The following is a 22,867-nucleotide window of genomic DNA, read 5'->3' as shown; positions in this document are numbered from 1 at the left end:
CGTCGGGAGGTTCGTCGGGAGGTTCGTCGGGAGGTTCGTCGGGAGGTTCGTCGGGAGGTTCGTCGGGCTTTGAATTCCACGATACGCCGGGTGACTGGTTTCAGGGACATGAAGACTATAACTTCGATACGACAGTTGCTGAAACACCAGGTACAATCATTGGCACTGTTTCAGCTACTTCCAGCGCTGGAGGGATCCAGTATTCGCTCGAAACTGGAAATGACGGCGTGCCTTTCGTCGAAGAGTTTTCGATTGATCAAAATGGGAATATCTATCTAGCTGAACCGCTTTCGGTAGACCCTTCGATAAGTCAAGGGTATCAACATTTCCTCATCGTCGTTGCGGAAGACGCAAGCGGAGCTGAGATTGAAGCTCGTATGTTGATTGACGTCTACGATTTAACCGGAATCGGCACATCGGGATCGAACAATGAGAACATCGACTGTCCTTGCACTTGCACTTGTGAACCAGTTGCCAGTGTCGATCTGTCCGATGCCAATATCGATGTCTCGCAGTCTGCTTCTGCTTTACAGGCAGTTGTGGATACGACACCAAGCAATGCTTCCACTGGGAATCCACATCCCGTCCTAGAATTTGACTTGACACTTCAGGGCGGGGCGAAACCGAATGATATCACGGCTGTTTTAACGTATGGGACGAATCTCCCATCTCAACAACAACTGACCAAGACCGTTTCCCTCGGTCTACCATCCAGCCTTTCTACGACTTCAGAAAGCGTCCAAGGTAAGTTTGCCCTGCAAGTCGACGCAACGGCATTGCCGACAGCACGCTATGACTACACTGTCGACATTACCCTGACTTTTCCGGACTCGTCGACAAGTACTCTGCAAATAACCGGATACGATCATTTAGTCAATCACATCGACAGTCCATTTGGCAATCGTTGGTCAGTTCCAGATTTGGATTGGTTGGAAATTGGCACCGGCGGAGTTTCGCACTTTCGGGGTGAAGGCACAGCGGGTTACTTCGTCACTGATGGCTCGGGAGGATTTATCACACCCGATGGAACAAACGCCGAATTGTTCTACGACTCCAATGCGGATGAATACAGTGTTGTCAACAATCAACGTGGCGGCACACTCATTTTCGACGGTGACGGTCTATTGATCGAACGCCAGAACCAAAGCGGAGTCACGGTTCGTACCTACTCATATATTGATGCCGACAGCGACGGCAATACGGACGACATTGCTTCAATCACGGATACGACGACCGGTCGCCAAGCCACATACACATACAATACGGCAGGGACACACGTTACTGAATATACGGATTTTGAAGGACGCGCTACAGCGTATACGTACAACACGAACGGTACCCTTCAAAAGTTTTCTCGGCTAGCGTCGGGCACGTCAGGGCAGATCGATGTCGCTTACGAATATGATCCAACGACACTTCAGGTCACAAAGATTACTGACGAAGAGGGTGGGGAAACGCAGATCGCCTATGATACTGCCACGCGTCTCGCAACGAGCCAGACTAAACCTGGTCAAGGGACTGAGACCTATGTTTCTCAGGCAGCAGCATTGATCGACACCTTCGTGCCTGTGAGTGGGCTTTTTGCGACACGGACAAACTCCGAAGGAACCTGGAGAATTCGCTACGACCGTTTCGGCTACGAACTTGAAAAAGTCAACCCGAGCGGGAGTAGTACGGAATGGGTGAGGGATGCCAGTGGACGTGTACTACGTGAGCGACATCGGGACGACCAAGGTACCATCGTCATGTCAACTTGGTTCACCTACGACAAATGGGGACGACAGACATCGGTGCGTCACAACGATGGCTTGTTTGAATTCTGGACCTATCCCTCTGGCTCTCAACAGCGGCAGCCGTTAACTTACACAGATCGTGGTGGAAATGTGACCACATACACCTACGTCGCCGACGGACTGTATGGAGAAGAAAAACTGGAATCCGTCACGTTGCCCGATCCGGATGGTGACGGTCCCTTGGAAGCTCCGGTGTGGAACTTTGAATACACCGTGATTGGCCAGCTCAAAAAGGAAATTGGTCCCGACCCGGATGGTGTCGGCGTGGGGTTACCACGGCCAGTAACCGAATACACGTATCACACGATTGGAAATGGCAAGGGCCAAGTTGCGACGGTCACCTTGCCCGACCCAGATCCAGGTGACCTCGTCGCAGCTCCGGTTTATTCATTCGCATACAATTCGGCCGGTCAGGTTATCACCGAGACTGATCCAAATGGCAATGTGACCACGACGGCTTACGACGACTACGGTCGAGTCGAGTCGATCACGTACCCTGACCCGGATGACACGGGACCTTTGTTCGCAGCTGTTATCAGCTACTCCTATGACAGTGCTGGCCGCCGAGTCACCGAAACCGATGCCCGTGGTCTAACGAAAACCTATCAAGACTCCGATTCCGACGGCGTGTTGGATACGATCCGGCTCAAGGACGTGTTCAATACCAATCCGCTTGCGGGACGCGCATTGGCCAATGGCTCCGATCCAGCCTGGTCCGTGTTGGAGTACACATCGGATGGACTGGTTGAGTCGGAAGAGAACGCCGCTGGGTACACGACCTATTTCGCTTACAATGCCGGTGAAAAACTCACGTCACTGCGCGTCACCGACGGCACCGGGACCAATGCCCTCGAAGCTCGGGACGGTGTCGCCAGCGGAGCCGATCCGGATGTTGTCAGCTACACCTATGATTCCCTCGGCCGGATCAAAACCGAAACCAACGCCCTGGGGCACGTCACCACCTACAGCTACGACGACGCGGGCAACGTCGACTTCGCACTCGATCGTTTCGGTCATAAAACCAAATACGAATACGACGCACTGGGCAACCTGCTCTCTGTCGAGTTTCTCGAAGACACAGGAAGCCAAGTCTACGTCAATCCGCTCGGCACCGATGTCAAACAAGTTGTCAATACCTACGACAACATGGGACGTTTGACGACGACCACGGATGCCATCGGGCGGACCACGACCTACATCTATAATACAGCGAGCCAAATCGATTACGAACTGGACTATCGCGACCACAAGACCGATTACACATACGACAATGCCGGACAACTACTATCCGTGGAATTCCTCGAAGACACTGGCAGCGGGTTCGTCAATCCTTTGGGAACCGGTGTCATGCTCGCTACCTACACGTATCATCTCGATGGGAAGTTGGCGAGCGAAACTGATGCCAACGGAGCCACGACTAGCTACACCTACGACGATGCCGGTCGGTTATCGTCAATGATTGATCCCGCCGGTCACAAAACCCTCTATGGGTACAACACCGCGGGCGATTTGCTCACCGTCGAATTCCTGGAAGATACCGGGAGTGGATTCGTCAATCCGCTCGGTACCGGTGTTAAGCTCGCCACGTATACCTATACAGCCCTCGGAGAGCTTTCGACCTACGAGGACGCCCTGGGAAATATCGTCAGTTACACTTACGACGCTCTCGGACGAGAAGCGACGGCTGGCACCATGACCCGCTCTCGCAGCACCGAGTATGATCCTTTGGGGCTTGTCACCTCGACGACCGATGCCTTTGGACGGACGACCGATTACCAGTACGACGCCATCGGGCGACTCACGTCCTTGACAGACGAACTGAGCTACGAGACGACTGCGGCTTACGCCGACGTGGGCGGCCAACTCGTCGTAACAGTCACTCCACCGGATCCCAGCCCAACCGACAGCATCGATCCAGAGTGGGTCACGACGTATGATATCTTTGGGCGCGTGGAATCCGAAACTGATCCGCTGGATAACACGACCACCTACACTTACGACGACATCGGGCGACTCGAAACCGTAACCGATCCGCTCAGCAATGTGACGACCACCAGCTATCAGGTCGTCAGCGGTCAACTCGAACGCACAATCAGCCGTCCTAACCCGGATGCGAACGGGACCGGCACCGCAGACTATGTGACGACCTACGATACGCTCGGTCGCGTGGAATCCGAAACCGATCCGCTGAACAACACGACCAGTTACACCTACGACAACGTCGGGCGCATCCTCTCCGAAACCAATCCGGAAACCGGCGTCACCAGCTACACCTACACCACGCGCGGCCAGCTGGACACGCTCACCGATCCCGAAAGCAACGTCACCGATTGGGACTATGACGCTCTGGGTCGCCTCATCAAAGAAACCAACGAACTCGGCGACTTCCGCGAATACGATTACGATGCCGCCGGACATCGCACCCAGAAAACGGACGCCTTGGGCCGGATCACCGAATGGGACTATGAGTTCAGCTTCGACGGTGGTTCGAATTATCGGATCGATCAAGAACAATGGCTCGACACCGATGGCACGACCGTCCTCGATACGATCGACTACACCTACAATACAACGGCGACCTACGGACCGATCGGCACGCTCCGCAGCATTGAGGATGGCGATTCGAAGTACGTTTACGAGTACGACGATCTAGGACGGATCACCGAAACCGACAACCTCGGCGGTCAGACCGGTGGTACATCGGATTCCCCAGCCGTGATCATGGGTTACCACTACGATGATGGCTACGAGCGAACCCGCGCGGTCGCCACAGTGGGTGGTTCGTGGGACCACACCACAAAAACCAGTTACGACTCCGCCGGTCAAGTCGTCACCGTCCGGCAAACTAAGCCATCAGGAACTGCCAAACGGGTCGACTTCGCATACAACGATGCCGGTCAAGTCACGCAGATCACCCGTTACGCCGACCTCGCGAAGACGGAGTACGTCGGAACGACCAACTATGCCTACAACGACGCCGGTCTCGTGACCGACCTCACTCATAGCCTTCCCCAAGGCGGCGGATCTCCGGTGACGTTGGACTACGACTATGCCTACGATGCATCCGGCCGCATCACGGAAATGGTCAGTCCCGACGGCACGACTGACTACAGCTATGACGACACCAATCAGCTGACCGCGGCCGATCACACGTTTCAAACCGACGAAACTTATACCTACGACGACAACGGCAACCGCACGCTGACCGGTTATGTCACCGGCGATAACAACCAGTTACTCTCTGATGGCACCTATGACTACGAGTACGATGACGAAGGCAATCGCACCAAAAAAACGAACAAGTCGACGAATGATTATGTGACCTACGAGTGGGACCATCGTAATCAACTCGTCGCCGTCTCGTTCTTCACGTCGACCGACACGCTGACTAAGAAAGTCGAGTATGACTACGATGGTCTAGGCCGTCGAATCGGCAAGGCGGTTGATGACAACGGCGACGGCACCATCGATCGAGGCGAACGCTACGTCTACGACGACAGCGGCAAAACCGACCCCGCCACCGGCGTGCCGCTCGATGATATTGTACTGGTCTTTGACGACACGGGAGCTTTGACCAACCGCTACCTGCACGGTCCCGGTATCGATCAGGTCTTCGCGGATGAGACGAGTTTGGGAGAAATCATGTGGTCGTTAACGGATCATCAGGGAACCGTCCGCGACGTCGCCGAATATGATCCCGCAACAAACACCACGACCGTGAGCAATCATCTGACCTACGACAGCTTCGGCCAGATCACTGCCGAAACCAACCCGAACCTCACCCCCAAACACGCCTACACCGGCCGCATCTGGGACGAAGACGTTGACCTGCAATACAACCGCCGACGCTGGTATGATCCTACTGTTGGAAGATGGATCAGCGAAGACCCAATCGGCTTTAACGCGGGCGATGCAAATCTTTCGCGTTACGTTGGCAACAGCGCGGCGGACACCACCGACCCCAGCGGCTTAAGTTGGCGAATGTTCGGCCAACGGTTCTATTGGCCGTGGGAAGAGGGGGCCGGGGGCTTCGGTCCTACTTTAGGTACCTGGGGAGATGCAGCGGGCGTCGCAATTTCCGGAACGGCGAGTGGGGCTGCCGCTGGGGCCACAACAGGTGCCGTGACGGGTGCCGCGGTTGGTGGCATACCAAGTGCTGGCGTCGGGGCTGGACCGGGTGCATTGGCTGGTGCTGGCGTTGGTGGCGTTGCCGGGGGAGTGACAGGATTCATAAATTCTGCTTTTTCGAACAATTGCGGAGACGCTGCCATAAACGGAGCAATAGGTGGGGCAGTATCGGGAGTTGCCCCGGGCGTCGGCGCCGGACTTGGTTTGACAGCTGGAGGCACGATAGCTACTGGATCCGCTGGTGGGGCTCTTGTCGGCGGTGGCACTGTCGGTGGGACCGTGACGGTAGTTTCTCCAGTCGTCGTGCAGGGTGGTTTGGTCACCACTGGTGTTGTTGTTGGCTTACACGGACCACAACAATACTACTCAGAATTTCAACCAATCGAAAGGGAAATAATTGATGCACAAACTGAAGCGAATGAGCAATTTGCAGCCGCTCGCAGTTTCGAAGGATTTGCCGAACAAGAAAGAGCCAATGGCAATTGGTTGCGCGCTCAAAAGTGGGACGATGTTGCCGAATTGGCAAGGGCACGCGGTGAAAGATTGCGTGAAATTGCTAGGTTTTTAATCAACTGTGTACGAGGGAGATGATATGAATGACAACGACTACGACGAATTGCTATCACAACTGGCGACCGCGTCTGCAGAATCAAATCGCTCCAAAGTGCTCCACCTCACGAAACGACGTGCCGCTGTCGTGCAAAAAATAGAAGACGAATTTGGGACTGAGTCTTCGAATGTTTTGAAGAGTAGCGAGTCCGCATTGAGATACTTGTCATGCCCAATTCTCCAAAAGCGTATAGCTGCTCTGTTGGGACTGATTTATCTTTGGCCATGTACTTCCACAGTCTGTGAGCAGGTCATAATGCTTGTTAACGGTGACGAAGACCTTGAGTTGAGGAAAGTCGCGCTCTTGGGCCTTGGAAATTGGTATGAAAATACGCAGAATGTTGAGATCGGTCGGATATTGGCAAAGTTATCAAACGATGAGAATGAGCCAAAGTCGTTACGAGATGCCGCGCTGTATACACTGAAAAAAATCGCGGGAATTTCTTCGATTGCTGACAGCATCGAATGAAGTAACGTAGGCTGGGACGAGTCCCAGCTTGCAGCCGGATCGGCACGGCGGTGTATGACAACGGCAACATCAATCGCGGCGAACGCTATGTCTATGACGACGGCGGCAAGACCGACCCAGCGACCGGCGTGGCTCTGGTCTTCGTTCTCAGCGGCAACCTGCTGCACCGCCACCTGCACGGCCCCGGCATCGATCAGGTTTTCGCCGATGAGAACGCCGTCGGTGACATCCTCTGATCCCTCACCGACCACCAAGGCACCGTCCGCGATTGGGCCGACTACGACGCAACAACCGACACCACGACCATCACCAACCACCTCGAATACGACACCTTCGGCAACATCACCGCCCAAACGAAGACCGTTTTTGCAATCTGGTGTCGATCACATGCAGCGCATTTGCAGCAACACGGGATCAAAAAATTCCTCAAACTATTGCCCAACCGCGACTTCGATGACCAAAGGACGGGCGGGGTGGCACTGTCGAATGGTTTTACGTTGGGTGCCACTGGCTTTGCCAGTGCCGTCGCGGGCACGATCGGCTAATGATGTCACTGGCGAACGCTATGTCTACGACGACGGCGGCAATACCGACCCGGCTACCGGCGTCGCTCTGGATGACGTGGCTCTCGTCTTCGACCTCAACGGCAACCTGCTGCACCGCTACCTGCACGGCCCCGGCATCGATCAGGTCTTCGCCGACGAGGACGCCGTCGGTGACATCCTCTGGCCACTCACCGACCACCAAGGCACCGTCCGCGATTGGGCCGACTACGACGCGACCACCGACACCACCACCGTCACCAACCACCTCGAATACGACACCTTCGGCAACATCACCGCCCAATCCAACACCAGCCACACTCCCCTTTACGCCTACACCGGTCGAGAATGGGACGCCGACGTCGACCTACAATACAACCGCCACCGCTGGTATGATCCCGCCGTCGGAAGATGGATCAGCGAAGATCCGATTGGTTTTTTTGCGGGGGATACGGGCCTAGCTAGGTACGTCGGAAACAGCCCGATCAAATACACAGATCCCAGTGGTCTAGAAATCTTCGAGCCGACTGTTATAGATTCCGAGAGAGAATTAGGAGTCATTCTAAGCACTGTATACCAAGAGTTGCATGCAAATTTAGGCCATCGCCCCAGCCATGATGAGTATCTATCAGCTCTTCAAGCTCAGTTTGCGGGAGGTGGTGACGAGAGTCTTGGCAGAAGCTTTTACACTAATCAGCTCGGATTTCTCGATCTAAGACATGTTCTAGCAGCTTATGAACAAGCTCGTTCGGCCCCGAATTGGGTTGTACTTGAAGCGGGAGAGTGTTTGGAAAGAGGTCAAGCGGTTCGGGGATCAACCTCGGCCTGGAGTGTCGAGGACTTGGTTTCGAATAGATTTGGTACTACGCTAGCGAATGAGACTATCGAAACAGCTCCCGATTTGTTAACTGCGTTGTTGACGCTAGTTGCGGTCGAAGGCGGTGGAATCGCAGCTGCCCCAGCTCCACTAGAAGAGTTCAACCAAATATTGAATTTCGGATACAGACCTGTCTTGTCTCCCGACGACAATCGTATTGTTGAATATGAAGGCCAAAGATTTATGCCTTGCGGAGACCCTTTCAATAATCTTGAACGAATACAACATTACCTTTTCTGGCAAGGAAACAACGAAGGTTCATCTTCATCTTCTAACTCCAGTGGGGCCAACCGAGGAGGTGTGAACGGTGGTGTGCCAACAGGAGGCATGCCTGGCGGTGGTAGAGGTCGAGGAGGTGGTCTTATCTATAATCAAGGCCCGTAGACATGACGAATATGCAGTTTCGTTTGTTTACATCTTTGCTCAATTTGGCATCATTAATTCGGTCCGTGGCCTGGTCATCGTGAACAAAGCGTAATAGAATTAAGGCAAAAAATCTCGTCGACACTCTATTTTCAGGTCGTTGGTCATCGGCCACGGACTCATGTTGATTCGAGCACCTCCTTCTCTGTATAGATTAAATCGTCCTGGGTAAGCTTTCGCTACAATTGTCCTCAACTGCTGAAATTACATTCTGAAACCAAATCGTTCAAAAATATACACTTCAGCAGATGCTCTAAAAGTAAGTGTTTTGCAAAATTAGTTACGAGCCCTCAGACTATTTCGAAAAAGTTGCCAAAACGATCCATGTTTCTATTGAACGTTTCTTCACATGTTTGCTGGAGAATATAAATGAGTGGCTCGGTGATAATTCGAAGTCTTATTGCTACTGGCGCAATCGCAATTTTTTATGCTGTTTTTGCGACTTTCTCAAACAATCACCCACTTGATAAGGCATTTTCAAATCCTGACAGCCTTGTAGGTTTGAACAGGCAACAGGTCGTCAAGACGCTGACTGTGCAACCAGACCAAAAGACGGAAGATAGCTGGATATTCTTTGAGCGCGAGTCTCGCATGACTCTGCAATCGCTTCTACCGCTAGATATTTCACCCTTTCTTATTCTCAAGTTTGATGAATTTGATATTGTTCAAAAGGCTTACATTGCTGACTAGAGTAATATCGTTGTGCGTGAGTCACATAGATTGGGGCAACTCCCAGTATCTAAATGCGATGCAGTATCATCCTTTACGCCAACCGACACCGTCACCAAGAATTCGAGTACGACTACGACGGATTAGGTCGTCGCATCGGCAAGGCGGTGGATGACAACGGCAACGGCACCGTCGATCGTGGCGAACGCTATGTCTATGCAGACTGCGGCAAAACCGATCCGGCGACCGGTGTCGCTCTGGTCTTCGACCTCAGCGGCAACCTGCTGCACCGCCATCGATCAGGTCTTCGCCGATGAGGACGCCGTCGGCGACATCCTCTGGTCCCTCACCGACCACAAGGCACCATCCGCGATTGGGCCGATTACGACGCAGCCACCGACACCACAACATTCACCAACCACCTCGACTACGACACCGTCGGCAACATCACTGCCCAAACGAAGACAGTTTTTGCAATCTGGTGTCGATCACATGCAGCGCATTTGCAGCACCACAGGACTAGCAGATTCCGCAAACTATTGCCGAATCGCGACTTCCATTAACGCCAGACACAGGTTCAATTCCCCTAGCTTCGACAAATCCTACTCGATTTGTTGAGCTGCCAACATTTGACGAGTCTTTGAAATCGATGAAGTGTGGAGATGGCCTGGGCAACTTCTGCTACGCCTTCAGCGTCGCTCCTCGTCAAAGTCGACTTCAATACTAAGCGTAATGGAACCAACGCTTCGTTTTCATTCTCACCGGCGTCTATGACCAGGGTAGGAAGTCGACGGTCCGTCAACAGCGATACTAGACGACTGCCCGAAACGTACGGCTGACAGCGTGAGGGCACGTGGAATGAAGAGGAACCGCTATGAATATGGCATAAAGGGAATTATGACATGCAGTGACAAAGTCGGATGTAACGCGTCTACGACGATACCCACATCCGTGGTGCGATTCCCGTCGTTGCACGAACGTAGTCATGAGCTGCCGCCAAGACGCGATTCACTGGTTCGGTGATACCGGACTTGGAAATACCCGGCTGAACGAGATTTACCCGAAAATGAAAACGAGATTGCTCAGCTTTATCAAGCAATCTTTCCAGCTCCGTTAGATTGCCTTGCCGAAGCACCGAGCCAGTGGCTAACCGTCGTGTCATTTCCGTCTTGAGGGCAGATGGTGATTTCGATAGTGTGACACACTTAACTACTTGCCCAGCAACTTCGTACGCATCGCCCACTCGGCTCCCTGGAGACGCTCCGCCGGACTTCTTGCAGTGATAGACATCACAATGGACGGCGCCATCGCAATCGTAGATTGCGAGAAAATCCGCAATTTCTCCGGATCGGTGATCGTAGATTACGACTCCGTCCTTTTGCCGAAGTAGATTCTCCATGCCGTCATGAATCGACAAGCCCGTTTGGGGTGCCCCAAACTCGCACGTGATGTCGACGTCGTGTCCGGCCCAGTCCTCAACGCGAAAGGCAGATGGGGGAAGATATTCGCAATTCAGATTAGAACGAAACAACTGGTTTCGATGAAGACGCGAGAAGTCGGCAAGGTATAGGTGTAGACCAAAGCTACTCAAATACTGGGCAAGAGGCGCTTCTTGGGTGCGGAACGCTACCGTGATCTGTGCATCTGACTCCACTTCGAAGTAGGGATTTCCCGACAAACGAAACACTATTCTTACCGGTTTGTCCAATCCTAAAAGTAAGATTCTGGCTTCGTCAGATGAGCAATTCTCGATTTCAAGGTCGAGTGATAGCAAGTCTACAGGAGTCTCGATTCCATCGATCGAAACCAACGGTCTTAGCTTGTAGACCGTCTCATGCCACGTCGCGCCGATCACAGCGGCCGGGATGCTTGAGACCTCCTCACCAGTTGCAAGAAGATCTATTCGCGATCCGGTAACTACTGGTGTCGAGTTGGAAAGCTGCTCTCCGACCGCTCGGCACCAGGCAACATATTCTGGGACGAACCCAGCCCGGTTACTCCACACTTTTGATAATGTACTAATCCCAAGTGTCGCCTTTCCTTCATCCGTGTCCCCGCTGCCGAAGAGATGCCCTCTGTCAAACAATTGAGCATCTGTATTGCTTACCGCTCCATCTGCCTTGCCACCAGTGATAATCCGGTAACTCTCGACTTGGTTGCCGAAAAGGCGGTTTTTGAGGCCGACGCTGAAAAAAGATGGATTTTGCAAAGCACGTAACGCTCGATTGATGTGGGAGGTCGAGACTCCCATGAATGCCCCGTCTACAAGGTGCTCGGCAATCTGGGAATACATGTCTTCGGTCTTGACGGACGAATTTATGAAAAGGAAACCGTGGTCGGCATCGTGATGAACAACGAATAGTTGATACTCGATATCTTGGATAGACGGGACTTCTATCCAACGGGGTTTCTTGATGCTATGACACACGTAGACCGCACAATTCAAGTCGTCGCTGATGAACTGCTGAACGATTTCTATATCGCCTCCGAACTCGATATCAGCGTGGAGATCGACATTGTGACCTACGTGAAACACCTTGCTGTGATACCACGGCCGAATAATGGCCAGCGATAGGTCTAGATTCGATGTATCGACGAATTCCGGTGAGAAAGAACGCATCTGTTCTCGCAAGGCGCGTTCACCTGTTACTCGTGAATCACCAAGATTCGTCACCAATTCTTCCCACACCGCGCCTTGCTGATAGAGAGCCTTGGTTTCGGTCTCAATTTCTTCGGGAACTGCGATGAACTTTGCCCTCCCGATGTTCTCTGCTCCGGTGCGAGCAAATCGTCCGATGAATTGCAATGTGACAGCGAGGGACCGGTGAGGCGAGTGAATGGCCGCGATTTTCAACTGCGGCATATCGACACCTTCGCCAAACATGTCGACACAGATTACGCCATCCAGTTCGCCCGAACGCAATCGATTGACTGAACGGCGAACATGGCGAAGTGAGTGCTGGCCGTGGATCACCACCAGGTCCAAGTCGGTTTGTTCGTCGTAGAGCGTCTTCAGTTCGGCTGCACGGGTACGACTATCGGTACGCACCATCACACGATGATCAAAGCCGGCGTCCCGATCAGCGTTGTATTCCACTTCGGCGCGACGAGCGATCAACCAGTCGTTGGAAACGCCTTCTTCTTCGTCGCAGCCAACGAATTCAATTGAGCCGAAAACCCTGTCTCTGAGTGCTTCACGCAATGGAAATTCGTAGACGAACTCCCCAGGAAGTTGCTTTCTGTCACGTCGAAACGGTGTTGCGGTGAATAGAATCTGCCTTGCTCGTGGAAACGCCTGCATCAAAGCTTTCCAGGTCATGGCCGGGCTGTGATGGGCTTCGTCCACCAACAATAGATCAAATAGATCATCCGGCGGATGGGGGATATCTTTAATGGCAGGGCTCGAACCCATTGGGGTCGTGACGACTACATCCGCTCCCGTCAGCGTGTCCCATTGCTCTTCTCGCAATATCTTTGATTCGATAGCTTGAACCTTTGGGCACTCAACCACGTCTGAAAGGACGGTGAGGCGTTTGAGTAGAGATAGATTGCCAAATTCTTCTGCAATTTGATCGCGGACCATGCGGCTTGGTGTAATGACCAAAGATCGGGATGCCTTTAGCAGATAAGGCGCCATCATTAGCACGCCGGTCTTGCCAGTGCCCGTCGGCATCGAGATCAATGCATTTTCTCGCGACAAGCTAAAATGCGAACCAATCGAGAAAATTGCCCCTCGTTGCGCGCGACGCAATCCGACTTCTTCACCATGAGCTTCGGGGAATTGAAGTAGCCGAGAATGGTCTGAAAAGTAGCTTGGCATAAGACCCCATAGTCTTTATACACTTTACTGGTAAGTCACCTCAAAGGTCGGATCAGAAAGGGACTTCTTGAACCCTAGATTGTCATGTCGGCAATCCATCCTTTGAATAATAGGCGTCAGCAAGATAACTTTGCGGTATTTCTTCGGATGTAAACCTTCCAGATCACAACATCGGCGATGCGCGAGGCGAAAAACGACAATGTTGCCGTGCGAGCGGACGATATGTTGAATGGCGCTCTTATCGAAGTCAGTCAATTCGCCGAATGGTGCTGGCTTTGGCCGAAGTTGTGAATTTTTATAGAGGGTTGGTAACATCTCCAAGTCTTATTTATTCACCAAAGCCAACGGGCAACGAACCAGACAGCTAGACAAAACAGGATCAAGGCTGCGAATACCAGAACGAGTTTCACCCTACGTTCCCGTTTGCGACCCGCACGAATGACGTCGACTTGTTTCCGTATGTTATCTCGCTCGATGACAGCAGCCTGATGTCGTTCGCTTCCGTTTTCCAGGTGCGACAACGCACCTACTTTCCCGCATGCCAAAAGGAACTGTTTCTCTTCGGCTGTAAGTTGAAAATCCAATGTCTGAATCGGATCAGTATCGATAATTACGGTGCTGTCACGATGGCGTTTGAGCAACTCGGCATCACTACCTTCAGTCCAAATGCTGATCCATTCCCAAACCTCGAACCGATTCCGAGTAGGCGTGTAAGTTTCTGATCCGAGATAAAGACTCAGAAACGCAATATCAGGTTCATCACGAAGGAGCTCGTCCAGCGGATAGTTGTGCTGCAAGCCGCCGTCGTAGGTTCGGAACCCCTGGTCTGATTGCGGCACGAAAATGAATGGAATCGACATGCTGCATCTGGCTGCGTGTCCGGCATCAGCATCATCGGTTTCAGAGTCGAACCGTAGCGCTGACTTATTCCGCCGACTCCCAAACACAGTTGCTCGGTAAGGAAGATCGGACATCCGCACCCGGGTTGGACTGCCCAGTTTCCTAGCCAAGAGGTCATCGATCCAATCTGTGAATGAATGTGCATGATTGAGTCCATGGTAAAAGAGCAGGTTTACTGGCCTCATATACCACGGAGCGTCGAAGAAGTCGCGAAAGTCCTTGGTTTCGAAAATTGTCTTCAGCTCAGCAGGCGTATACTCAGCTGCAAGCAACAACGCACTGATCGCTCCAGCAGACGTACCAACGAAATGGTCGAATTTGTAGTGTCGATACAACTCTTCTAAGGCACCAACGTAGGCCAAACCTTTGATGCCGCCGCCTTTCATAACTAGCGTGTGCGGTCCTTCGTCAACCTGAAATGGAAGAAGAGTCGCCGACTCAACTTCATCAGTAGGCAGTGTCGCTTCGAGCCAAAGTGTGAAGGTCCCAGGGGGACTCGCGAGAGTGTCCCAAGACCTAGGCTTTACATCAGGCGGAATAACACACTTAAGCTTGCGGCGAGGCGTATCACCTGATCGGGTGCTAGACCATTCGTTTGCTATAACTGACAGGGTCGAAATAAGGCGCGTCTCAACTGGTCCAATGTCATCGAACTTGACGACTTGGGCGACACCAACAATGTCGCCATTCTCCACTTGAAACTCTACCCGCGACGGTGGAATATCATGACCCAAAGCTTCGGTTAATCGAACCTCTAGGGCTTCCGCGCACTCGTACAGAACTGAGTCGCCAGTTGCCGATTGAGAGCGAGCGTTACCGGACACGTTTTGTCCTCACTTTCTCTTCAACGACGGTTCCCTCGCATCGAAGTTTCCGCTTCTTTTTTCCCGTGACCTTTACAGACCGGTTGATCGAATCAAACGGCGCCATAACAATAACGTCATCTTCGAGCCGAAAAACGCGCAGGCCGACTTTCGACTCCAGTTCAGGCTTGTCCAAGCTGAACTCTGTTGTCACGGCGTATGGTGGCGAATGATCGAGGAATGCTAACTTGGCATTGCCAGTCAAATACTCCTTCGCGAACCGCTGCAACGACCATTTCTTTCGTTGCGAGCCACGGACAGATATAACGGATGCCGAAATCTGATCCTTATCATCGCGAGCCTCAAGTTCTTCGTGTGCCTCTCGAAGAACGCGGGCCAGCATTTGGGTACCGGTCTTACTATTGATCAGATATTCGCAATCCAAAAAGGACTTGACCCAATACTCCGCGACAGTCGCTTGTTTGTCGATTACGTATCCGTTCCAATAGTGATCGTCTTGACGCTTCCCTTGAAAAAGCACTGCTTTGCGATAGTGGGAAGAGCGACTGAACGCATTCTTAATAATCTGAATGTTTGCTTGGCTGCCTGCCGCTGAGAAGCCGTAAGGTTCGTCTTTGGGAAATGCCCACCCAACGAATCGCCGTTCGTTGTTATTCTTATATGCGGTTAAGACCAAGAGACACCTCTCAGAGCGATCGTCCATTGATTTACTCAAGCGCCCTGCGAGGTACAGTGCGGCCGATTTGGCTGTTGACGGTGCGCTAAAAGTAAATTTCAGTACCTGAGAACGCACGTCATTGTCGGCCTGATTTGCACCGTCTGCGTAATGCGGACAAAATGAGACGGGCGGCTGATGTAACAATCTTGCTTTGTCAATATATTCCTTCAACGACTCTTTGAAGTCGGCTGGAGCGTTGAACGCACCGCCTTCAGGAGTTACTTTCGATTGAGTGAGTCGCTGAGGAATAACTTCGTAAGCGTGAATACGCAACAAGTCCATAGGTGTGCCCGCTCTGTTTCTTTCGTCTGTACCCAAAAGTCTGAATTCGTCGGTTTTTGGGTCGAAGCTCAATTACTTCGGCTCTTTTCTCAAATGCGGACTCCGAAGTTTTTCCATCGACTGCAGTCAATAGTGAGTCGAGGTCTTCGCTTGAATACAGCCGATACTAATGTAGCAAATGCCGTCCTTCCTTAATCTTTCCAGTCGTGACCCAGTTGCGATTCGTGTTATGTGAGACGCCAAGGTACTCTTCGGCATCTTTGACGGTCAAATAGTCGCTCAAACGTGGCATGGGTCTTTCCTTCCGTTGGGCAGCATCCGTTCAAAAGCCTACCAAACCCGTCGGAATCGCTCCAGCGACCGCTCATGAAAAACGCCTTCACTTTTAAGAATGCAAGGCTTGAAGGGAGCCGCATCGGCGGATTGGGCAACGGAGGCTCGGCGATCTGAAACGCACGGCCAATGCTGGTCCGATTGCATGCCGTTTGAAAACTTCGGAAGTTCAATTTCAGTATTCCGAAGGCAGCATTAAGACCCACTTGTCTGCACCATTTGCCGCCCAGACATCCACTTCATCGAGCGGGAAATCGGTAAAGGGAATCTGTTCGCGAATGAACGGTTCATCGGGACTGTCCGCCCGCGCCGTCAACTCGGCCGACCCATCGGCGTTCACCGCCAACTTCCAGAAATGCATCAAACAAATCCGCTCATCGTGTTTCGCTGCTTCTCGGAAAGCCGACGAGCCCAGGTGAATCGCAATCTCGTCAATCAACCAATATGCACCTCCCCGCTCCGCCAAGAACTGTACGCCTTCGGTATAGATCGCCGCCCGATTGAACGCATGCCGATACCGCACATCGCCACCCGTAAACTGTCGCAAATCGCTCTCACTCAATTCATCCACGAGACCTAGCCTCTTCTGTTGTCATTGACTCCCCTCGCATCTTGTAAGCCAGGTTCACATTGCTGCGATTCACGATGCGAGTCAACGTGACCATCACACAGCTGTATGCAGCAATCTGCAATCAGGGTATTGCGAAATTGTTTGGCCAGAAACACTCGCTCTCGGTCGATTTGGCGGGCGGGCCGAGGCATGCCAAACGAGTTTGTCATTTACCCCGGCGGCTGCGCATTCCCGCTTTCCGCCTTCTCTCCCTACCGCTCACAGTCGTGCTCCGCATCGGGTTCTTCGTTTCCTCAGCTTGGGTGAAGAAAACGAAAACCCTCTTTTCAAGGAGCACTCTGATGGCCAAACAGTCTCGCAAACCCGTCACCGAACTTCGTATGGGCCGCATCAAGGCCGTGATTTGGTGCAATGACACCGCCAATGGTCCCCGCTACAACGTGACCTTCGCTAAGCTGTTCAAGAAAGATGATCAATGGCAGGAAACCCAAAGTTTTGGTCGCGATGATCTCCCACTCGTCCAAAAACTCGCCGACCGTGCCCACGATTTCATCTATGAGCAGTCCGCCCGTGGAAATTCCTCGGGCGAAGATGAGTAGTTCGTTCAAACTTCACTCTCCGGTCGGGGAACTCACCCGGCCGGTTTTCATGTTTTGTGAAGACATTCGATTGGCATTGGCGAACGTATCGATCAACCGATTTGCATTTGATCATTGCTTCATCGTGTCATTTGAAGGCGAGGCATTCAGCTGTTGAGTGATCTTTTCGCGAAAAACTCAGCGATGCGACAGACTTCGAGACGAGCGGATGGGTCATGGATCGAGTGAAACGCGGTCATCAGCAGGGCGACGTGATGATCTATTGGCGGGATTTCTGGACGAGACACGAGCTCGATCAATGTTGTCAGCGGCACGTCCAAGGCCTCCGCAATCTGAAATGCTCGACCGACGGTAATGCGATTTTTCAGCGACTCGTACTTCTGGAATTGCTGGTACGAGACACCGATTCTCTGAGCGACCTCTTGCTGGGTTAGATGACGGGTCCCGCGAAATTCGCGGATGAGGTCGGCAAAGACTCGATCCGCGTCATAAATTCGTCTTCGCTTCCTGGGCATTCCGTCCTCCGTATGCGTTGTTGCCGGGGGCTCTAAACACCACCAAAGAGCGGTGCCCGCTGATTTCCCCGGAGGGTCTTGTATTCACGGACCCCCGACGCAGGAACGAAGGTCCAAGGCTGACGGGCTTGGAGACCGTCTTTGGTTGGTTTAGAGCCACGTCCAAACTACCTCCGTTTTGGGAGCGGCGCAACCGCAAATTGGCTGACAGCATTGACTGCCCATGTCGGATCAGCACGGTAAGTGTTCTTAGTCGCCGTTTCGTGCCAACACGAGTATGGCGTCCCGAATAGCTTGAGGGAGATGCTCCCAAGCTGCTACTACGACCTGTAGTTCGCTGTCGAACGCAGACAACAATTGACTATCAAAGCCAGTTAAGTGCAGCGCATTTGCAGCGCTGTCAGGAGCATTGTCGACGCAACTCTCCGAGCATTCATTGGTTGCGTTCGTGAAGTCTTGAGGTTCAAGTCCCCTATCCTCCACTTTTAAGGCACTTTGCGATATTCGCAAAGTGCCTTTTTCATTGGGGTTACGTCAAATCTGTTGTACCGGAAGGACTTGCGAATACGCCTTTGTGTTAGGTTGAGTGTTAAGTTGGCGGTAAAAAGTGTTCGGTTAGCCGCTCCGACACCAACCACTAGGCACCCCCTAGTCAATCCAGTTTGAACTACTCATGTTCACTAGGTTGGAGACCTCAATGCCCGTACGACGACGCACTCTTCGCAACGACCCGAAGGGGGACTTCCGCCCCGATATCGGAGTTCGCACAGACGGAAAACTGCATCGCTTCAACCTCTGTCGAGATGAAACCGAAACGAGACGCCGATTCCACCGCATCAGCCGTTTCTAGGGAGAGAGTTGCCGAGTCACGAAAGGTGCCCCCCGTTCCGGTATTGAGAACAAAGTGCCACGCAAGTCATTACTAGCCATTGGAGGACTGCCCACATGGACTTCGAGATAATCGACCAGCCAGCCCGATTTCACCTTTATGGACTGTCGTCGTCCGTCGACAACGAGGCCTATGGTGAGGTTGGATGTCGGCTGATGGACGAGATGTGGAAAATTGTGAGTGAGGCGAAGCTCAAGACGACCGGCATCAACCACTGGGTCTACTTTGCGGACGACCGGATGTTCGTTGGAGTAGAAGTCAAAGACGCTGAGCAGGCAACGATTCCTCAGCAGTTCGAACCGTGCGATTGTGAACTGGCACGCTACGCAAAACACGTCCACATCGGCCCATATCATGAACTGCCTCAGAAGTGGCAATCCTTGAAGGGCCAACTTTCTGATCGTGGCGAGACGGTCACGATGCCCTCGCTGGAAGTCTACGGCCACTCGTGCGAAGGAGACGATGATTCCAAGGCGAAGACCACGATTTTGTTGGGCCTGAAGTCCAAAGAGGCATGAAGGACGTCTATGTCCGCCCGTACGTTCTGAACGGCGGCGAATACTTAACTCGTCCTGCAATTTCAGTCAGCGCAGCGGGCACATCCGGTTCTTGGATTCTTTCATCATCACTGACTCGAAACGGTTCATGAGACAGGTTCGGATTGAGAATTTCACGACGCTGTAGATGATTTCGTGATTCCAACGCATCGACTGGCGAACAGAGAAACGGTCCCAAATGCGTGAGATTGCCGAAGATTTCGGCGGGCACTACGCTCGGTTCCGAAACCATCTGATGCTGACGGTGACATGCGACGGTTCAGCAATCTCGGGGATCAGAAGACACCACGCCCGCAGGTCCTTATTCGCTCCGCCCAAGAATTCACTTCTTTTCTCCGAAGACCGCCAACTGGGGAAGATGATCGCTGAGGGCAAACGAACTGTCATCTGCGACATTCAAGCGGAAGGCTCCCTCGAAGAGCGGTCTTGATTCTCTGATTTGCTTGGCAATTGGCCCGGTCGCCATCACGTAATCAATTCGATACTTGGGATCGTCGGCCTTGATCGTCAACCCTGTGCCTTTACCCACTTGGGCGAAGGTATCAGTCCAGCCAGCATCGATCCAAAGCTTGTATTCTTCGGAATCCGGGCCGTGGTTCAGATCGCCAATCAACAGCATCGAACGACCAGACTTCAAATCGTCCTTCATTGCAGCCAGCATCGCGCGGATCTCTTTGAGCCGGATGGTCGGGTCGGCAACCGGATACAGGTGAGTCGAGTGAACGACTAACGGCTCACCGCTGGGCAGTTGGACCGTGCCTCGACCCCAGTGTCGAGTAAATAAATCGCTAGGACGCTCGTAACCCAGGGGCACGTTCTCCGAATCTGTGATCTCGAACCGGCTCAGCAACGTACCCGGCCAGTTACCGCCACTCGGGAAGCGAACGTGATTCATGCCCAGATACTTGGCGACTTCTTTCGCCACTGCTTCGCTCGGTGATTCCGAGAAGTTGACGATGTCCGGTTCATACAAGGCGAGTTCCATCGCCAACCGTCTTGCCATCTGGCCTTTCTCGACGACTTTTTTCGCGAGGGGACGGTTTTCTGGCCAGCCTTTGCAGGCGTAGACGTTGTAAGCGATCACTCGAAGTGGCTGCTGTTTCTGGTCGTCAGCGAAGACGGGAAGAGTGACGGCAGATAGCCCGGCAGCCCCGAGAGCGGTGCAGAATTGACGTCGTGAGATTGTCATGGCAGTGCATCCTTGTTGTGTGGTACGTCTTGGAAATATTGTCGCACGGATAATTTCGCGAGTCCACTGCCCGAAGAATGCCGAGACCCAAAACCGAGCGAGGACTTCGTAGGCTGTATGTCGAGGTATTGGTATTTCCAGTTTAAGGCCGAAGACTGAAAGTCATCGGGCAGGCCCCAAGAGAGGCAAACCTGCCGAAGAATCCGGTGTCGGATTTTACGTTTCGGTCGTTCTGCAGAACCCTTCCATGAAAGAAGATTTCCGCGGGGGTTCGCGATTCCCCGAGCCTCCACGTTCGAACGCTGCGCCTGCGATTGGTTCCAGCGTTTGGTGGCCGGTTTGTCGGTGAGTTTGACTGGACGCGTTGATCTCTGGATACTCAATCTATTCAGCATCGCGTCTCATTTGAAGCTCCATCTATGCACACTTCACAAGAACACGCTCCACAGCGAACGACAAGGCGGTATCAGTTTTGGCGAATCGCGTTTCTGGTTGGAATTTTGTCGTTGACCCCATCGAGCATGATGCTCAGTCATGGATTCGCGGCTGATAACGGGAGTCGGCCGAATGTGTTGCTCATCCTGGCGGATGATATGGGATTCTCGGACTTGGGATGCTATGGCGGCGAAATTCAGACGCCGCATTTAGATGGGCTTGCGGCGAACGGACTCCGGTTTACTCAGTTCTACAATACGGCCCGGTGTTGGCCCACCCGCGCTGCCCTGCTGACCGGTTACTATGCCCAACAGGTTCATCGAGATGCGTTGCCCAATTTGGGCGGTGGCGGTCGTGGTCAACGTCAACAGTGGGCACGGTTGCTGCCAGACTACGTAAAACCGTATGGCTACAGGTGCTATCACAGTGGCAAATGGCATATTGACGGGCCGGTACTCGAAGGCGGGTTCGATCGTTCGCTCGATATGCGGAATCAAGGGAACTTCTTCAGTTCGGAAGGCAACCAACTCGACGATAAGCCAATCGATGGTCAGGAGAACGCAGACTACTATGCGACTATTGCGACGGTCGATCATGCTGTGGAATGTCTAGAGGACCACGCAGAGCATCATGCGTCGCAGCCTTTCTTACACTATGTGGCCTTTATTGCACCACATTTCCCACTCCATGCGTTGCCGGAAGATATCGATCATTACCGAGATCAGTACATGGATGGTTGGAATGTCATGCGTAAGGCGAGACATCGCCGGCAACAGAAGATGGGACTGCTCGATACAACACTCTCGAAGTTAGAACCTGACGTCGGCCCCCCTTACCACTTTCCCGATGCCCTCGAAAAACTTGGCCCGGGTGAAGTCAATCGACCATTGCCTTGGGATGACCTCACGGAGGTTCAACGCGAGTTTCAGGCGGTTAAAATGGCGATCCATGCAGCGATGGTCGATCGCATGGACCGCGAAATCGGGCGACTCGTCGAGCAACTTCGCAAGATGGACGCTCTGGAAAACACTCTGATTTTCTTCGCGTCTGACAACGGTGCGAGCGCGGAAATCATGGTGCGTCATGGAGGACATGATCCGAATGCCGCTCCCGGAAGTGCTGCAACATACTTGTGTCTAGGGCCGGGGTTCTCCAGCGCTTGCAATACGCCATTTCGCCGTCACAAGACCTGGGTGCATGAAGGTGGAATCAGTACGCCGTTGATCGTACATTGGCCCGCAGGGATTCAATCGCACGGTGAGTTTCGGCGGAGTCCGGCTCATGTGATTGATATCTTGCCAACGGTTTTAGACGTCTTAGACATCGAAAAGCCGACGCAATGGGAAGGTGAGAAAATTCCTTCGGCTCCCGGACATAGTCTCGTCCCCGCTTTTGCGAAGGACGTCACAATCGACCGTGATTCACTTTGGTGGTTGCACGAGGGAAATCGCGCTATCCGCGTTGGCGATTGGAAACTTGTGGCCGCTAAAGATGACAAGTGGGAACTCTACAATCTTGCCAAAGATCGGGCAGAGACGAACAACCTCGCAGGTCAGCATCCGGAAAAAGTCAAGGAATTGAGCGAACATTGGCAGAAGCAACTCCAAGAGATCAGTGCACTCGCCGCCAAGACGCGAGAGCTTGGAGGACCGCAAAAACGAGCACGAACCAATCGTGCCACGAAATAAGGTTTGCGTTTACTGGGAGTCTCATCTTTTGCAAAAG

At 52.8% G+C, this 22,867-nt stretch carries 17 protein-coding genes; 9 read left to right on the top strand and 8 right to left on the bottom strand.

The window, feature by feature from the left end; translation table 11 throughout:
• Window positions 1-227 precede the first annotated feature (227 nt).
• From AC5DDB_RS01730 to AC5DDB_RS01705, 6 genes are all read left to right on the top strand, one after another.
• On the top strand, window positions 228-6,512 hold the full coding sequence (locus AC5DDB_RS01730) for an RHS repeat-associated core domain-containing protein (protein WP_491737938.1): 6,285 nt from the start codon (window positions 228-230) through the stop codon (window positions 6,510-6,512).
• Window position 6,513: 1 nt separating this feature from the next.
• Complete coding sequence (locus AC5DDB_RS01725) at window positions 6,514-6,999, top strand: hypothetical protein (protein WP_491737937.1); 486 nt, start codon at window positions 6,514-6,516, stop codon at window positions 6,997-6,999.
• Between the two features lie 50 nt (window positions 7,000-7,049).
• Window positions 7,050-7,235 (top strand): hypothetical protein, encoded by a 186-nt coding sequence (locus AC5DDB_RS01720; protein WP_491737936.1) that lies wholly within the window; start codon window positions 7,050-7,052, stop codon window positions 7,233-7,235.
• A gap of 130 nt (window positions 7,236-7,365) precedes the next feature.
• The gene (locus tag AC5DDB_RS01715) at window positions 7,366-8,802 is read left to right on the top strand and encodes an RHS repeat-associated core domain-containing protein (protein WP_491737935.1); all 1,437 of its coding nucleotides are present in this window, start codon (window positions 7,366-7,368) and stop codon (window positions 8,800-8,802) included.
• A gap of 408 nt (window positions 8,803-9,210) precedes the next feature.
• Complete coding sequence (locus AC5DDB_RS01710) at window positions 9,211-9,531, top strand: hypothetical protein (RefSeq protein WP_491737934.1); 321 nt, start codon at window positions 9,211-9,213, stop codon at window positions 9,529-9,531.
• Between the two features lie 53 nt (window positions 9,532-9,584).
• Window positions 9,585-9,827, top strand: a complete 243-nt coding sequence (locus tag AC5DDB_RS01705; RefSeq protein ID WP_491737933.1) for a hypothetical protein — start codon at window positions 9,585-9,587, stop codon at window positions 9,825-9,827.
• A gap of 614 nt (window positions 9,828-10,441) precedes the next feature.
• Here AC5DDB_RS01705 and AC5DDB_RS01700 read toward each other — a convergent pair.
• The 5 genes from AC5DDB_RS01700 to AC5DDB_RS01680 all read right to left on the bottom strand — a co-directional run bounded on the left by AC5DDB_RS01700 (window position 10,442) and on the right by AC5DDB_RS01680 (window position 16,958).
• The gene (locus AC5DDB_RS01700) at window positions 10,442-13,330 is read right to left on the bottom strand and encodes a DEAD/DEAH box helicase (RefSeq protein ID WP_491737932.1); all 2,889 of its coding nucleotides are present in this window, start codon (window positions 13,328-13,330) and stop codon (window positions 10,442-10,444) included.
• A 332-nt stretch (window positions 13,331-13,662) separates the two neighbouring features.
• On the bottom strand, window positions 13,663-14,616 hold the full coding sequence (locus tag AC5DDB_RS01695) for a patatin-like phospholipase family protein (RefSeq protein ID WP_491737931.1): 954 nt from the start codon (window positions 14,614-14,616) through the stop codon (window positions 13,663-13,665).
• Window positions 14,617-15,043: 427 nt separating this feature from the next.
• Window positions 15,044-16,126, bottom strand: coding sequence for a hypothetical protein (locus AC5DDB_RS01690; protein WP_491737930.1), 1,083 nt, complete (start codon window positions 16,124-16,126; stop codon window positions 15,044-15,046).
• Between the two features lie 94 nt (window positions 16,127-16,220).
• Complete coding sequence (locus tag AC5DDB_RS01685) at window positions 16,221-16,346, bottom strand: helix-turn-helix domain-containing protein (RefSeq protein ID WP_491737929.1); 126 nt, start codon at window positions 16,344-16,346, stop codon at window positions 16,221-16,223.
• A 216-nt stretch (window positions 16,347-16,562) separates the two neighbouring features.
• Window positions 16,563-16,958, bottom strand: a complete 396-nt coding sequence (locus AC5DDB_RS01680) for a DUF6876 family protein (RefSeq protein ID WP_491737928.1) — start codon at window positions 16,956-16,958, stop codon at window positions 16,563-16,565.
• A 341-nt stretch (window positions 16,959-17,299) separates the two neighbouring features.
• Here AC5DDB_RS01680 and AC5DDB_RS01675 point away from each other — a divergent pair, with 341 nt between their 5' ends.
• Window positions 17,300-17,557, top strand: a complete 258-nt coding sequence (locus tag AC5DDB_RS01675; RefSeq protein ID WP_491737927.1) for a hypothetical protein — start codon at window positions 17,300-17,302, stop codon at window positions 17,555-17,557.
• Between the two features lie 146 nt (window positions 17,558-17,703).
• On the opposite strand, the gene AC5DDB_RS01670 is transcribed toward AC5DDB_RS01675, so the two are convergent.
• A complete protein-coding gene (locus AC5DDB_RS01670) occupies window positions 17,704-18,072 on the bottom strand; it encodes a helix-turn-helix domain-containing protein (RefSeq protein WP_491737926.1) in 369 nt (122 codons plus the stop codon).
• 945 nt (window positions 18,073-19,017) lie between these two features.
• On the opposite strand from AC5DDB_RS01670, the gene AC5DDB_RS01665 reads away from it, so the two are divergent.
• Complete coding sequence (locus tag AC5DDB_RS01665) at window positions 19,018-19,479, top strand: GyrI-like domain-containing protein (RefSeq protein ID WP_491737925.1); 462 nt, start codon at window positions 19,018-19,020, stop codon at window positions 19,477-19,479.
• A gap of 7 nt (window positions 19,480-19,486) precedes the next feature.
• Here AC5DDB_RS01665 and AC5DDB_RS01660 read toward each other — a convergent pair whose 3' ends face one another.
• Both AC5DDB_RS01660 and AC5DDB_RS01655 read right to left on the bottom strand, forming a co-directional pair.
• Window positions 19,487-19,729 carry a hypothetical protein gene (locus AC5DDB_RS01660; RefSeq protein ID WP_491737924.1) on the bottom strand — a complete coding sequence of 81 codons (243 nt, stop codon included), beginning with the start codon at window positions 19,727-19,729 and terminating at the stop codon, window positions 19,487-19,489.
• Between the two features lie 111 nt (window positions 19,730-19,840).
• Entirely contained in the window at window positions 19,841-20,707 is an 867-nt protein-coding gene (locus AC5DDB_RS01655) for an endonuclease/exonuclease/phosphatase family protein (RefSeq protein WP_491737923.1), read from the bottom strand.
• Window positions 20,708-21,228: 521 nt separating this feature from the next.
• Between AC5DDB_RS01655 and AC5DDB_RS01650 the strand changes: the two genes are divergently transcribed.
• Window positions 21,229-22,830, top strand: coding sequence for an arylsulfatase (locus tag AC5DDB_RS01650; RefSeq protein WP_491738057.1), 1,602 nt, complete (start codon window positions 21,229-21,231; stop codon window positions 22,828-22,830).
• Window positions 22,831-22,867: the final 37 nt, after the last annotated feature.

It is taken from the genome of Thalassoroseus sp., from assembly GCF_984380535.1.
The sequence above is the reverse complement of the archived record's forward strand: the minus strand, read 5'-3'. Positions and strand labels throughout refer to the sequence as shown.

What these genes read in the sequence shown, in the direction of transcription:
- AC5DDB_RS01695 (WP_491737931.1), bottom strand. Translation starts at nt 14,616, where the DNA reads ATGAAAGGCGGCGGCATCAAAGGTTTGGCCTACGTTGGTGCCTTAGAA.
- AC5DDB_RS01710 (WP_491737934.1), top strand. Translation starts at nt 9,211, where the DNA reads ATGAGTGGCTCGGTGATAATTCGAAGTCTTATTGCTACTGGCGCAATC.
- AC5DDB_RS01725 (WP_491737937.1), top strand. Translation starts at nt 6,514, where the DNA reads ATGAATGACAACGACTACGACGAATTGCTATCACAACTGGCGACCGCG.
- AC5DDB_RS01670 (WP_491737926.1), bottom strand. Translation starts at nt 18,072, where the DNA reads ATGCCCAGGAAGCGAAGACGAATTTATGACGCGGATCGAGTCTTTGCC.
- AC5DDB_RS01665 (WP_491737925.1), top strand. Translation starts at nt 19,018, where the DNA reads ATGGACTTCGAGATAATCGACCAGCCAGCCCGATTTCACCTTTATGGA.
- AC5DDB_RS01650 (WP_491738057.1), top strand. Translation starts at nt 21,229, where the DNA reads ATGATGCTCAGTCATGGATTCGCGGCTGATAACGGGAGTCGGCCGAAT.
- AC5DDB_RS01675 (WP_491737927.1), top strand. Translation starts at nt 17,300, where the DNA reads ATGGCCAAACAGTCTCGCAAACCCGTCACCGAACTTCGTATGGGCCGC.
- AC5DDB_RS01705 (WP_491737933.1), top strand. Translation starts at nt 9,585, where the DNA reads ATGCGATGCAGTATCATCCTTTACGCCAACCGACACCGTCACCAAGAA.
- AC5DDB_RS01700 (WP_491737932.1), bottom strand. Translation starts at nt 13,330, where the DNA reads ATGCCAAGCTACTTTTCAGACCATTCTCGGCTACTTCAATTCCCCGAA.
- AC5DDB_RS01655 (WP_491737923.1), bottom strand. Translation starts at nt 20,707, where the DNA reads ATGACAATCTCACGACGTCAATTCTGCACCGCTCTCGGGGCTGCCGGG.
- AC5DDB_RS01685 (WP_491737929.1), bottom strand. Translation starts at nt 16,346, where the DNA reads ATGCCACGTTTGAGCGACTATTTGACCGTCAAAGATGCCGAAGAGTAC.